The sequence below is a fragment of the Nannocystis punicea genome (assembly GCF_026965555.1).
Taxonomy (GTDB): domain Bacteria; phylum Myxococcota_A; class Polyangia; order Nannocystales; family Nannocystaceae; genus Nannocystis; species Nannocystis punicea.
In genome coordinates this window covers 3,482,844-3,496,166 of record NZ_CP114040.1, presented here as the reverse complement: position 1 = coordinate 3,496,166, position 13,323 = coordinate 3,482,844, and the positions used below count along the sequence as shown (strand labels likewise).

At 74.1% G+C, this 13,323-nt stretch carries 8 protein-coding genes; 4 read left to right on the top strand and 4 right to left on the bottom strand.

Annotation, left to right across the window (positions count from 1 at the left end; translation table 11 throughout):
• Window positions 1-9: 9 nt before the first annotated feature.
• Window positions 10-771, top strand: a complete 762-nt coding sequence (locus O0S08_RS13375; protein WP_269039497.1) for an STAS domain-containing protein — start codon at window positions 10-12, stop codon at window positions 769-771.
• A 166-nt stretch (window positions 772-937) separates the two neighbouring features.
• On the opposite strand, the gene O0S08_RS13370 is transcribed toward O0S08_RS13375, so the two are convergent.
• From O0S08_RS13370 to O0S08_RS13360, 3 genes are all read right to left on the bottom strand, one after another.
• Window positions 938-1,891, bottom strand: a complete 954-nt coding sequence (locus O0S08_RS13370) for a homocysteine S-methyltransferase family protein (RefSeq protein ID WP_269039496.1) — start codon at window positions 1,889-1,891, stop codon at window positions 938-940.
• A gap of 46 nt (window positions 1,892-1,937) precedes the next feature.
• Complete coding sequence (locus tag O0S08_RS13365; protein ID WP_269039495.1) at window positions 1,938-2,492, bottom strand: hypothetical protein; 555 nt, start codon at window positions 2,490-2,492, stop codon at window positions 1,938-1,940.
• 62 nt (window positions 2,493-2,554) lie between these two features.
• A complete protein-coding gene (locus O0S08_RS13360) occupies window positions 2,555-3,766 on the bottom strand; it encodes a thiolase family protein (RefSeq protein ID WP_269039494.1) in 1,212 nt (403 codons plus the stop codon).
• Window positions 3,767-3,994: 228 nt separating this feature from the next.
• Here O0S08_RS13360 and O0S08_RS13355 point away from each other — a divergent pair, with 228 nt between their 5' ends.
• Window positions 3,995-7,810: a serine/threonine-protein kinase gene (locus O0S08_RS13355; RefSeq protein WP_269039493.1), complete on the top strand. Its 3,816-nt coding sequence runs from the start codon at window positions 3,995-3,997 to the stop codon at window positions 7,808-7,810.
• Between the two features lie 264 nt (window positions 7,811-8,074).
• On the opposite strand, the gene O0S08_RS13350 is transcribed toward O0S08_RS13355, so the two are convergent.
• Window positions 8,075-9,109 (bottom strand): hypothetical protein, encoded by a 1,035-nt coding sequence (locus O0S08_RS13350; protein ID WP_269039492.1) that lies wholly within the window; start codon window positions 9,107-9,109, stop codon window positions 8,075-8,077.
• A 1,307-nt stretch (window positions 9,110-10,416) separates the two neighbouring features.
• On the opposite strand from O0S08_RS13350, the gene O0S08_RS13345 reads away from it, so the two are divergent.
• Together O0S08_RS13345 and O0S08_RS13340 are read left to right on the top strand one after the other, a co-directional pair.
• Window positions 10,417-12,579 (top strand): RCC1 domain-containing protein, encoded by a 2,163-nt coding sequence (locus tag O0S08_RS13345; RefSeq protein ID WP_269039491.1) that lies wholly within the window; start codon window positions 10,417-10,419, stop codon window positions 12,577-12,579.
• Between the two features lie 161 nt (window positions 12,580-12,740).
• Window positions 12,741-13,070, top strand: a complete 330-nt coding sequence (locus O0S08_RS13340; RefSeq protein ID WP_269039490.1) for a hypothetical protein — start codon at window positions 12,741-12,743, stop codon at window positions 13,068-13,070.
• The last annotated feature ends 253 nt before the right edge of the window (window positions 13,071-13,323 follow it).

Here is a 13,323-nt window from a genome sequence, read left to right as displayed (position 1 = left end):
TCGTCCGGCATGGTCTCGCTCGACGCGACCCGGGTCCTCGCGCTCTTGGAGCACCTCCCCATCGCGCTGTACGTGATGCAGGACGGCGTGCTGCAGTGGTGCAACGACAAGTTCGTGAGCCTGTGCGAGTGTCCGATGGAAAAGGCGCTGGGCCAGAGCTTCGTCCGCTTCATCGCCCCCGAGGACCGCGACTTCGTCGTCGACCGCTACCGCCGGCGGATCGCCGGCGAGGCGGTCCCCGAGCACTACGAGTTCTCGGCGATGGGCCTCGAGACCGGCAAGCGCACGCCGATCCACATGTCCGTCCACGTCACGCAGATCGCCGGCGTCCGCTACAGCATCGGCGTGGTCGTCGACCTCACCGCCCAGGCCAGCGTCGCCGCCGGGCTCGCCCCGGCCGCCATGACCGAGCGCAACTTCCCCACGCCCGTCCTGCGGGTGGCTGCCGGCGTGCTGGTCGTGCCGCTGGTCGGTCACTATTACGCCGCCCGCGTGCAGAACCTGACCGAGACCGTGCTCGCCGCGATCACCGAGCAGCGGGCGCACGCGCTGATCCTCGACGTCACCGGCCTGGTCGACGCCGACGAGCGCGTCGCCGACTACCTCGGCCGCACCGCCGCCGCCGCCCGCCTGCTCGGCGCGCAGTGCCTGCTGGCCGGCGTGTCCCCGGCGCTCGCGCAGCTGCTGGTCGCCAGCTCCGGCGCGCTCACCCACCTGGCCACCGCAGCGACCCTCGAGGACGCGCTCGAGCGGGTGCGCAAATTTGGCTGAGCGCGCCCGCCCGCGAGCCCCTGTTGCGAGCGACAGCGCTGCGCCGGCGCGGACGACCTGTCCTGAGAGACACCCGAGTTCGCCCGTCCGAGCGCGGCGCGCCACCTGTCTCCAAAGACACAACGTCACCCGTGCAGCCGGCCCGGCGATGCACGCGGTGCCGCGCTCACGCCCGCCGCGGCACCGCCGCGGCCAGCGCCGCCCTCGCCGCCTCGCGCTCGCCTGTCCCCTGGTACAGCTCGCGTCCCAGCGCCGCGGTCCACCCCGGCGTCGAGCCGCAGCACGAGCCGACCAGCTGCAGCCCGGCAGCTCGCGCCAGCGCCGCGACCTCGCCCGCGAACGCCTCGGCGGTCACCGCATGGGTCACGAACCGGCCCGGCTCCGCGTGCCCGGTGTGCGGATAGGTCCCGAGGAGCATGTCCGTTGCGCCAGCCGCGGCCACCAGCGCCGGGATCGCCGCGGGCAAAAATTTCAGCTCCGTGCAGTTGACCAGCAGCGCCTGCAGCTCGAGCCCGCGCAGCCCGGCCACCAGCTGCTCGAGCGACTCGCCGGCGAGCATGCGCCCGTCCTCGCGGCACACCACCGCCAGCCACACCGGCAGGCCGAGCCCCTGCCCGGCCTGCACGGCCGCCACCGCCTCGTCGACGCGGCCCATCGTCTCGACCAGCAGCAGGTCGCAGCCGGCGGCCGCCAGCGTCTCGGCCATCTCCCGGTGCTCGGGTCCCGCGCGGCTGCCGGGCGAATCGGCCGGGCGGAAGCAGTCCTCGAGCGGGCTCATCGATCCGGCGATCCGCGCCCCCTTGGCGACCTCCGCGTCCTCCGCCGCGAATTGCTCCCGCGCCTCGCGGGCCAGAGTCACCGCCAGGCGGGTCAGCGCCGCCGCCTCGTGCGCCCGGCCGCCCGCGGCCAGGTTGCGCGCGTGCGTGCGGAACGTGTCGGTCGTGATCACCTGCGCGCCGGCGCGGAGGTAGTCGAGGTGGACCTGCCGCACCACCTCCGGCGCCTCGATCAGCGCGTGCGCCGACCACAGCGGCACGTCCATGCGCGCGCCGCGGCGCTCGAGCTCCGTGCCCATCGCCCCGTCGAGCAGGGCCGGCGCCGGCCATGGCCTCACGGACATGCCTCCTTGGACATGCCCCTTCGCACATGCCCCTCAGGACATGTCCTCACCGCATGAACTCGTCCTTCATCAGGCAGAACTTCGGGTCCATCGGCTGGCCGATGGTCGGCATGATGCGGCACTCGTAGCCCTCGCGCGGACAGTCGGCGTTGTCCTGGCACTCGACGACGCAGCCCTCGAAGTACATGTCGGCGCCGATGCAGGTCACGCCCTCGCCGCAGATCATGTCGTCGGGCACGTAGGCGGTCTGCGGCGGCAGCTCGCACAGCTTGCTGCAGTAGCCGCAGGGCAGATCGTAGAGCTCGAGGATGTCCGTGAGGCACACGCCGCCCTCGCCGAGGATCGTGACGCACTCGTCGTCGGTGGTGCAGGGGGCGCCGAACTCGCTCATCACGCCGCCGACGCCGCCGGCCGGGGCCGGCTCGCAGACGATGCCGCCGGTCTCGGTGGTCGTCGGCGTCTCACCCGCGGTCGTGTCGTTCGCGGTGGCACCGTCGGTGGTGTTCGGCGTGTTGTCGGTGTCGGTGTCGCCGCTGCTGCCGGTGCAGGCGGGCATGGCGAGGAGGACGCAGGCGAGGCCAGCTACGATGTTCTTTCGCATTGGAGCCGACGATAGGCCGCGGCGGTCAGGCCGCCAACAAACATGCGCGCAGCGCCGCTCGCTCAAGTGCGCTCGAGCACAAGCGCGATCCCCTGACCGACGCCGATGCACATGGACGCCAGCCCCCAGCGCACGCGGGCGCGGGCCATGCCGTGAGCCAGGGTCGTGGTGATGCGGGCGCCGGAGCAGCCGAGCGGGTGGCCCAGGGCGATGGCGCCGCCGCCGGGGTTCACCTTGGCCGGGTCGAGGTCGAGGCTGCGGATGGAGGCCACCGTCTGCGAGGCGAACGCCTCGTTGAGCTCGACCGCCCCGAGGTCCGAGGCCTGCAGGCCGGCCCGCTTGAGCGCGCGGCGGCTGGCCGGGACGGGGCCGATCCCCATGACCCCGGGCGCGACGCCGGCGTGGCCCCACGCGGCGATCCGGGCCATCGGCCGCAGGCCGAGGTTGTGCGCCTGCTCGGCGCTGGTGATGAGCAGCGCCGCCGCGCCGTCGTTGAGCGGCGAGCTGTTGCCGGCGGTCACGCTGCCGCCGGGCTTGAAGACCGGCTTGAGCCTGGCCAGCGCGGCCAGAGTGGTGTCGCGGCGGACGCTCTCGTCGACGCTGACGCGCGTCGGCTCGGCGCCCTTGGACCCGGGGATCTCGACCGGCACGATCTCGTTGTCGAACCAGCCCTCGTCCTGCGCGGCCGCGGCCTTGGTGTGGCTGCCCAGCGCCCACGCGTCCTGGTCGGCGCGATTGACGTGGTAGCGCTCGGCCACGTTCTCGGCGGTGATGCCGAGCGGCTCCGCGCCGTACAGCCGCTCCATCGCCGGGTTGGTCATGCGCCAGCCGAGCGCCGTGTCGAACAGCTGGGCGTCGCGGGCGAACGCCTCGCCCGCCTTCGGCATCACGAACGGCGCGCGGGTCATGCTCTCGACGCCGCCGGCGATGTACACCGAGCCCTCGCCGACCATGATGCTCTTGGCCGCCTGGATGATGGCCTCCATGCCGGAGCCGCACAGGCGATTGACGGTGACGCCCGGGACTTCGACCGGCAGGCCGGCCAGCAGCGAGGCCATGCGCGCGACGTTGCGGTTGTCCTCGCCGGCCTGGTTGGCGGCGCCGAAGTACACGTCCTCGAGCTGCTCCATCGCCGCGCTGTAGTGCTCGGCGAGGTAGCGGACGACGTGGGACGCGAGGTCGTCGGGCCGTACCGGCGCGAGCGCGCCGCGGAGCCGGCCGATCGGCGTGCGGACGGCGGCGACGATGACGGGCGTACGAGCATCGGAGGTCATGTCCCTTGGGGGTTATCACGACCGCCCGCGGGCTCAGGACACGTTTCAGTTGCGCTCGCTCACGCGAACCGCGCGACAGCCGGGCGGAGGACGGTCACACGCCGCGCCGCAGCGGCCGGCTCCGCTTGCCGCGCGGCCGCCGACGCACCGCCGCGCCGGCGCCCGGGCACCCGCGTCGGCGCGGATTGGGTTCCGCGCGGGCAGCGGCGGAGCTAACCTGCCGGGGTCGTGAGTCGCGACGACAACACGCAGCTGTCGCTCGAGGAGGCGATGTCGTTCCGCTCGGGCGACGACCTCACCGGAGACGGCAAGAGCGCGCCGTCGCAGCCGCGCGAGCCGGATCCGGGCGAGAGCGCCCAGTTCGTCAGCTTCGCCGCCGACAAGCGCTTCAACATCGTCCGCCGCGTCGGCGCCGGCGGCATGGGCGTGGTGTACGAGGCCATCGATCGCGAGCGGGCCCACCCGGTCGCGCTGAAGACCCTGCTCAACGTCAGCCCGGGCGCGCTGTACCGGTTCAAGCGCGAGTTCCGGGCCCTCGCCGACGTCGCCCACCCGAACGTCATCCAGCTGCACGAGCTGTTCTTCGAGGGCGAGCAGATCTTCTTCACGATGGAGTACATCGACGGCCTCGAGTTCGTCGAGTACGTGCGCGGCGAGGCCGACGACGGCGCCGACGCCGATCCCGCGGCCCTCGCCGCCGAGCGCGAGCAGGGCTGGGAGCGCCTGCGGGCCGCGCTGCGCCAGCTCGCGGCCGGCCTCGGCGCGCTGCATGCCGCCGGCAAGCTGCACCGCGACATCAAGCCGTCGAACGTCCTCATCACCCGCGAGGGCCGGCTCATCATCCTCGACTTCGGCCTGGTCAGCGACTCGATCACCGAGACCGTGCGCAGCACCGAGGCCGGCGGCGTGGTCGGCACGCCGGCGTACATCTCGCCCGAGCAGGCCGGCGGTCAGCCGGCCTCGACCGCCTCCGACTGGTACGCCGTCGGCGTGATGGTCTTCCAGGCGCTGACCGGCGAGCTGCCGTTCAAGGGCAAGGGCCTGAAGATCATGATCGCCAAGCAGGAGCGGGACGCACCTGTCCCTTCGAGCATCGTCTCGGGCCTGCCCAAGGACCTCGAGGAGCTGTGCCTCGCGCTCCTCAGCCGCGACCCCAAGGCCCGCCCCGGCAGCGCCGAGGTGCTGCAGCGCGTCGGCAGCGGCCCGACCGGCATCCGCCCGCGCACCTCGGTCGGCCAGGAGCGCGACCTCTTCGTCGGCCGCGAGGCCCAGCTGCGCGCCCTGCAGGACGCCGCCGCCGCCACGCAGAAGGGCCGCGCCGCCCTCGTCCAGGTCTACGGCCGCAGCGGCATGGGCAAGAGCGCCCTGGTGCGCGAGTTCTTGGCCCGCCTGCAGCGCGGCCCCGCGGTGGTGCTCGCCGGTCGCTGCTACGAGCGCGAGTCGGTGTCGTTCAAGGCGCTCGACTCGCTGATCGACGCGCTCGCCAAGCACCTCCTGCGCCTGCCCGAGGCCAAGGTCGCCGAGCTGATGCCGCGCGACGTCCACGCCCTCGCCCGCGTGTTCCCGGTGCTGCAGCGGGTCAAGGCCGTCACCCAGGCGCCGCGGCGTTCGGTCGACATCCCCGACCCGCGTGAGCTGCGGCGCCGCGCCTTCGCGGCGCTCAAGGAGTTGCTGGCGCGCCTGGCCGACCGCGCCCCGCTGGTGCTGCACATCGACGACCTGCAGTGGGGCGATCGCGACAGCGCCGCGTTGCTCGCCGACCTGTTGCGCCCGCCCGACGCGCCGGCGCTGCTGCTGATCGCCAGCTACCGCACCGAGGCCCACAACGGCGCGGTGCTCAAGACCCTGCGCGAGGCGGCCCGCGGCGAGCTCGACCTCCGCGAGCTGCACATCGGCCCGCTCTCGGAGGCCGACGCCGAGGACCTCGCGCAATCACTCCTGCCCGCCAACCTGCGCGCGCGGGCCCGCCAGGTCGCGCGCGAGGCCCAGGGCAACCCGCTGTTCGTCAGCGAGCTGGTGCGCCACCTCCTGGCCACCGGCGAGCGCCCCGGCGAGCGCGGCGAGGTCACCCTCGATCGCGTGCTCCTGGCCCGCATCGACGGCCTGCCCGAGCCCGCGCGGCGCCTGCTCGAGATCGCCGCGGTCGCCGGCGGCCCCGTCGACCTCCGCCTCGCCGGCGCCGCCGCCGGCCTGCCCGAGACCCACTCCGCCCTCGCCACCCTGCGCAGCGAGCACCTCATCCTCACCCGCAGCGGCGACAGCGAGGTCATCGAGACCTACCACGACCGCGTGCGCGAGCTGGTGCTCGCCGCCCTCGCGCCCGACGACCTCAAGGCCCGCCACCGCGACCTCGCCTTCGCCATGGAGAACCACGGCGAGCGCGACAGCGACACCCTCGCCCTGCACTACCGCGAGGCCGGCGAGTGGGAGCGCGCCGGCGACTACGCGCAGATGGCCGCCGACCAGGCCGCCGCCGCCCTCGCCTTCGACCGCGCGGCCCGCCTCTACCGCCTCGCCCTCGAGTTCAAGCCGCACAGCGACAAGGGCCGCGCCGAGCTCAGCGTCCGCCTCGCCGACGCGCTCGCCAACGCCGGCCGCGGCGTCAAGGCGGCTCGCCTGTACCTCGAGGCAGCCGCCTCCGAGCCGCCGGCCCGCGCGCTCGAGCTGCGCCGCCGCGCCGGCGAGCAGTTCCTCCGCGCCGGTCAATTGCCGGAGGGCATGGCGACGATCCGCCAGGTCCTGGCCGCCGCCGGCATGAGCCTGCCGGCCACCAGCCGGGCCCTCCACACCAGCCTCGCGTGGGAGCGGGCCCGCTGGCGCCTGCGCGGCCTCGGCCTGCGCGAGCGCGACCCGAAGACCGTCGACCCCGACGACCTCGTGCGCCTGGCCGTGTGCCGCACCCTGTCGTCGAGCCTGTCGGCGCACGACCTCCCGCTGACCGCGCTGTTCCAGGCCCGATATCTCAACCTGTCCTACAAGACAGGCAACATCTACCACGCCGCCTGCGCGCTCGCGGCCGAGGTCGCGGCCGTCTCGTCCGGCGGCGAGGCCGACCGCGCCCGCACCGAGAAGCTCGCCAGCGCCGCCCAGGCGCTGCTGCAGCGCACCCCCGAGGCGCTGCCGCGCGGCCTCCTGGCGCTGTCGCGCGGGATCGCGGCGTTCCACTTCGGCCGCTGGCGCGAGAGCATCGTCCTGCTCGAGCAGTCGGAGCAGATCCTGCGCAGCGAGTGCACCGGCACCAACTACGAGATCGTGTCGGGCCAGTCGCACCGCCTGATCGCCCACTTCCTGCTCGGCGACCTGCGCGTCGTCGGCCAGCGCCTGGCGACCTTCATCGCCGAGGCCCGCGACCGCGACGACAGCTGGTCCGACGCCCTCCTGCGCGGCGGCCCGCAGGTCGCCTACTGGCTGGCCGAGGACGACCTGCCGCGGGCCCGCGCGGAGATCGGCTACGTCCAGCAGCGCCTGCCCGAGGAGTCGCTGGGCCCGCCGCGGCTGTGGACCTTCGTCGGCAACCTGCTGGTCGACTTCTACGGCGACGACCCGGCCGCGCCGTGGGGCCGCGTCGAGCGCGAGTTCGCCGACCTCGAGACGTCGTTCCTCTTCCACAGCCAGTGGGCCCACGTCGTGCTCGGCTTCCTGCGGGCCCAGGCCGCCCTGCTGCGCCTGATCTCCGACCACGGCGACAGCGAGCGCGCCGGCCTGGTCCGCCTGGTCGAGACCGAGGCCAGCCGCCTGGCCTTGGAGACAGCTCCTTGGGCCCGCCCGCTCGGCGAGCTGGTCGGCGCCGGCCTGGCCGCCGTGCACGGCCAGCACGACCGCGCCCTCGCCGGCCTGCGCGCGGCCGAGCCGGGCCTGCGCGCCGCCGACATGGCCCTCTACGCCGCCGCCGCCCGCCGCCGCCTCGGCGAGCTCACCGGCGGCGACAAGGGCGCGGAGCTCATCGCCGCCGCCGACATCGCCCTCGGCGAGCAGGGCGTCCGCCGCCCCGACCGCATGGCCCGCGCCCTCCTGCCCGGCTTCCCCGACCGCCCCACCCGCTGATCGCTCGAGCACGCCCGCCGGGACATGTCCGATCGGTCATGCCCTCCAGGACATTTTTGAAGGGACATGCCCCTTACGACATGTCCGTGCATTCATCCAGTCCGACGCGGCCCCCGCACATCAGCGCTCCGCGGCCCATGCGACACGCCCGGCCTCGGCGCTCGTGGACCGCCTCCTCACGGTCGCCGCAGCCACCTCTCGTCGAACCGCTGCAGCTGGCACACGCGAGCCGCGACGCCTCGCCTGGCGCTCGCGGGGCCCCGCTCACGGCTGCCGCAGCAGCCACCAGTCGAACCGCGGCTCCTGCGCGCAGGCCCCGGTCTCGTGCGACTGGCCGTTGTAGGCCTCGTACGTCTCGCCGGCCAGGGTCACCGGCGCGTGTTGCCCGGGCGCGAGCTCGACCGGCTCCTCGTCCTCGACGGCGAAGCGCAGGTTGTACTCGCCCGCCTTGTCCGGGCAGCAGTCGTCGGCGTCGACGCACGAGCAGTCGCTCTCGGTCGGCACCGACTGCACCGCCAGGTCCTGGCCGTTGATCTGCTTCAGCTCGGAGTCGGTCGCCAGCGTGTCGTGGCCGAAGATCGCCAGCGGCGCCCCCATGGCCGGCTTGTTGGTGTCGTTCCACCACAGCGCCATCTGCCGGTACGCGCACGGCTCCAGCGGCGCGGCCTCGATCGCCCCGTGCGCCGACAGGTACACGCAGGTCGTCAGCTCCAGCAGGCCGGCGGGCTCGGGGGTGGTGAAGCCGAACAGCAGCGTCTGCCCGTAGTCGCAGCCGGTGCAGCCCGAGGCCGGATTGCTCGAGCACGCGACCGCGGTGACGAGCTCGCCGGGGACGTTGAGGATCCGGAAGTTGCGCCCCGGGATGTCCTCGCACTTCTGAATGACCAGATCGATCCACTGCCGCGCCAGCAGCTCGGCCGGGCCGAAGCCGGTCGCGCCGCACGCCGGCGCGATGTCCTCGGCGGTCGTGCTGGTGCTGACGAGCGGGTCGTCCGTGGTGGCGCCGGTGGTGCTCGAGGTCGACGACGGGTCGAACCCGCTGGTGGCCACCCCGCTGGTCGAGCCCGGCGTCGACGTCGACGGGCTCGGCTCCACCCCCGAGGTCGTGGTCGCGTCGCCCGTCGTCGTCCCCGACGACTCGGTCTCGTCGATCGCCGCGCTGGTCCCCGTCTCCGCCCCGCCGCTCGACTCGCCGACCGGGCCGTCGGTGACGGTGACCATGAAGGCAGGGTTGTCCTTCCAGCAGCCGACGAGCAACAGCCCGCAACCCACCAGCACCGCGCCCCGTCCTCCCGCCATGCCCCACATCCTGCGACGATTCCTGTCACATTCCCGCCGGGCCCGGGCGTGCTGGAGCCGGACCCCCGCGTGAGCCTCCTCTGTGCGGCCGCCGGGGCGTTTTCGCCGTCACAACAATGTTCCACGGGCGCCGCTCTGCGTTCGCAAATCCGGGGCGCACCGGGCTCGATCCATCCGCTCACCCGAGCGCGAATGCGGCGTGTCGCGCCCGCGCGCGGGCGCGCCGATTCGCCGGCAATGGCGATACTGTCTCTTCGTACAGGCCCATTCGTCGCGCGCGAATGCCCGCGCGATCACGCCCCGCGCCCCGCGGAGCGCAGCCGCCTCGCCCTCATCTCCGTCGCGTGCCCCGGACCGGGCGGCAGCACCCGCGGAGCGTCTCCGGCCGCGGAGCCCGCCTCGTCGGCCGACCTCGCCCCCTGGCCGGCAGCCGCGAACGCGCCCGCGATCTTCCCCTCGCGTTGAACCTGTCCCTTCGGCCATCCAGGCGACCGGCACCGCGCGAGCCCGCGATCCTGTGCACCAGAACCCGACCTCACCGGCCGGGAGCCAGCCTCCTCGGCCGATCTGGCCCCGGCCCTGCGGCCGTACTCGAGCCCTCGATCTCACCTGTCTCTTCGACCCTCCGACGGCCCGCTTCGGACCTGCAGCCGCGCTCGAGCCCGCGAGATCCGGCCAGCCCGCCGCGGCCTGGTCGGGTCGACGAACGGTTCGCAATCACCTGTCTCTTCAGCCATGCAACCTGAGCGCCGCGCCCTCGCCCGCCGTCGCTCGCTCGGCCCTGCTGGCGGGGCTGGCGGGGTGGAGGCTCGACGACATCGACGGGGCGCTGATCGCCGACGACGCGTGACGTTCGGCCGGGTCGTAACGACGGAGGCAGCGCCGGTCTCTGCGAGACGGCCGGGCTTGTACGTGTTCTTGTACAAGCCGTGGGCCGTCACGGGCCGAGCCGATCGCCCGCGGGCCTGTGCCCATCGAATTCTCGGGGCAGACGGCGGTCCCCGCTCGCGTCGCACCGACGCTCCGACCACCGGGGACGCGCCGACCGAGACGTCGGGCGACGGGCCGAGGACGACCTCCGACGACGCGAAGACGGACGGCGCGACGGGTGGCGGATCGGCGCCCGACGACCACGCGCAAGGCTGCGCTGCGCGGCGGACGAGGGCCCCGGCGACGCTGCCCCGGGGCTGCTGCTCGTGCTCGCGTCGTGGTTCCGACGGCGTGCCTCGCCGGCGCGACGAGGGAGTGGGCACTGCCGGACATCGCACGGGCTTGGCAACGCACCGCGCTCGTCGCACCATCGACGCGTGGGGCGATCTTCGTGGACAGTCTCGGCGCTCGCGCTGGTGCTCGCGTGTCATCCGGCCCCGCGCGATTCGCCCGCGACCTCTGCCCCGCCCGACGCGGCGGGCCCTCCCCCGATCGACCCCGGCGCCGAGGCACCGGTGGCCCATCCGAACCGCGGCCGTCTCGCGCTCGGCCTCGACTTCTCGTGCGCCCTCGACCCGCGCGGCGCCGTGTGGTGTTGGGGCGGCAACGATCACGGCCAGCTCGGCGACGGCAGCGAAGTACCGAGCCCGCGGCCGCTGCGAATCGCCGGCCTGCCGCGCGTGCAGGCGATCGCCGCCGGCGACCAGCACGCCTGCGCCCTCGCCGAGGACGGCGGCGTGTGGTGCTGGGGTCACAACCACGACAGTCAGCTCGGCGATGGCACCGACCTCGATCGCCGCACGCCCGTGAAGGTCCAGGGCATCGCACCGGCGACCCTCCTCGTCGCCAGCGCCGGCTATGCCTGTGCGCGCACGGCCGACGAATTCCTCTGCTGGGGCGCCGCGCCGGCGCTCGGGCGCTCCTGGTGGGGCCGCCACTGGAAGTTCACCCCGCAACCGCCGGCGCCCGTCGCCCGTATCGGTGCCCCCGACCTCGCGTGTGCCAGCGACGCGCAGACCTGCGTCCTCCTCGGCGACCACCTGTCGTGCTGGGGACTGGATCCTCACGATAGCTTCCAGCCCGATCGCTTCGCCGGCTTCGGCGGCGCCGTCGCCCTGGCCTGCGGCTTCGAGCGCGTGTGCGGCCTGTGGCGCGACGGCACTTCCGCCTGCGTCGGCGACTTGCGCGACTTCAGGGAGCGCCCCAAGCCGCTCGCGCCCTCGGCGACGCCGACGTGGAGAGTGTGGCCCGTACCGCGACGGGTCCGCGACCCGGAGCCGATCGCCGAGCTGCCGAAAGCCCGCGACCTCGTCGACCACGGCTGGCAGGCCGCGGCCATCGATCCCGCCGGCGCTCCGTGGTCTCCCGACCTGTACTCCAGAGTCGCCACGCGCGCCCCCGAGCGGCTCGGCACCGGCGCCGTCGCGCTGGCCCTCGGCCCGCGCCATCAATGCCTGCTCGACGGCACCGGCGCCGTCCTCTGTCGCGGTTACGACGACACCGGTCAGCTCGGCAGCGGCGCCTCGCCGCTGGCGCTCGTGCCCGAGCGCATCGACGCCGCGCAGGGCCTGACCGGCCTGTCCTCCGGGCCAGGTTATGTCTGCGGCGTGCGCGACGGCGAGGTGTGGTGCTGGGGCGACCTCAAGCTCCGGGACACCGACAAGCCGGCCCCTTCCCTCACCTCGCAGGGCCCTGGCGTCGCCGTGTACGTCGGCCGCGAAGGGCTGTGCATCCTCGCCGCGACCGGCGCCGTCACCTGCCGGTACCACACGCTCGCGCCCGCGAAGCCGCTGCGACACGTCGATCCCGAGAGCGGCTGCGGCCTGCGCGTCGACGGCGTGCTCGAGTGCGAGGAGCAGCGCCTCGACGCCCGCAGCTTCGATCGCGGCGAGGCGGCGGCCGTTCCCCCGATCGCCACCGACATCCTCGAGACCACCTCCACCCGATGGGCCGACATCCACTGCGGTCGCCGCCGCAGCGGCCGGATCAGCTGCGTCAAGGCCGAGCCGATGGTGGTGCGCAGCGGCGACGTCGTGATCGATCGGCGCGGACGCGACGTCCCCCTGCACGACGCCGTCCAGCTCATCCGCAACGGCGCCATCGTGCCCCCCGACTCGCCGCTCTTCGCCAGCGGCCCGGACCAGGACATCGCCTGCGCCGTCCGACGCACCGGCGAGGTCGCGTGCTGGACCCTGGACGGGGAATTCGAGCTGCGCGCCCGCCCGATCGCCGGCCTCCGCGACGTCGTCGCGGTCAGCGACGGCGGCAAGCACGCCTGCGCCCGCCTGCGCGACGGCACCGTCCGCTGCTGGGGGGAGAACTCCTGCGGTCAGCTCGGGGACGGCACCGTCGTCGCCCGCCCACTCCCCGGCGTCGTCGTCCCGGTGCGCGACGTCGAGGAGCTCAGCGCCGGCCGCTGCCACACGTGCGCCCGCACCCGCGCCGGCGAGGTGTGGTGCTGGGGCCGCCACGAGGCCCGCACCGCGCCGCCGCGCTGGCGCGAGGAGTTCACCCCCGTCGTCGGCCTGCCGGCACCTTGAGCCCGCGGGGCGCGTCGCGACCTGTCCGCGAGGACATCCCGACGCAGCCGTCGCCCGACACCCGGCGGCTCGGCCCCGCAGCGAGCTCGGTCCCCGCAATTGATCGCGATTTGACTGGCCGCCCCCCGATCGCGCCGCAACTCCTACGCATGCGTCGATTCATGCTCGTGCTCGCTGTGGCTCTCGGCGCCGGCCTCGCCCTCGGCGGATTCGCCGACGCCAGCCCTCGCAAGGTCTGCCGCGGTATCCACAGGCCGTGCGGCGACGAATGCTACGACCCCTCCACCGAGAGCTGCCAGCCCGGTGCGCTGGTCTGCCGCGGCGCCCAGCGGTCGTGCGGCGGCCAATGCTACGACCCCTTCTATCAGAGCTGCAGCAACGGCGGGGTCGTATGCGCCGACGGGCAGAAGCCGTGCGGCGATCAATGCTACGACCCTGCCACCCAGGCCTGTCCGCTGGCGGTGAAGGACGATGCCCGCGAGCCCGCCTGACGCCGGCCCCGCGGGCACCGTCGCGCAACGCGACCGGCGAGGCGAGGCGCCGTCGCTAACCGCGACGTCCTCGCCTCGCCGGACACGCCTCCCTGGCCCCCTCGACAATACCGCCCCTCGGGTCGCTGACGCTATCCCGGGGGACTTCGTCGAGCCACGGAAGGCCGACGCCGACGACCAGCCCGCGTCGACGCGCCATCTCCTACCCGCGTCACCGCGCAGGCGGCCCATCGGGTCGGACTTCGTGAGGAGG

Bases quoted from the DNA above. Each gene is read 5' to 3' on its own strand.
- O0S08_RS13365 (WP_269039495.1), bottom strand. From the start codon at position 2,492: ATGCGAAAGAACATCGTAGCTGGCCTCGCCTGCGTCCTCCTCGCCATG.
- O0S08_RS13360 (WP_269039494.1), bottom strand. From the start codon at position 3,766: ATGACCTCCGATGCTCGTACGCCCGTCATCGTCGCCGCCGTCCGCACG.
- O0S08_RS13375 (WP_269039497.1), top strand. From the start codon at position 10: ATGGTCTCGCTCGACGCGACCCGGGTCCTCGCGCTCTTGGAGCACCTC.
- O0S08_RS13370 (WP_269039496.1), bottom strand. From the start codon at position 1,891: ATGTCCGTGAGGCCATGGCCGGCGCCGGCCCTGCTCGACGGGGCGATG.
- O0S08_RS13340 (WP_269039490.1), top strand. From the start codon at position 12,741: ATGCTCGTGCTCGCTGTGGCTCTCGGCGCCGGCCTCGCCCTCGGCGGA.
- O0S08_RS13350 (WP_269039492.1), bottom strand. From the start codon at position 9,109: ATGGCGGGAGGACGGGGCGCGGTGCTGGTGGGTTGCGGGCTGTTGCTC.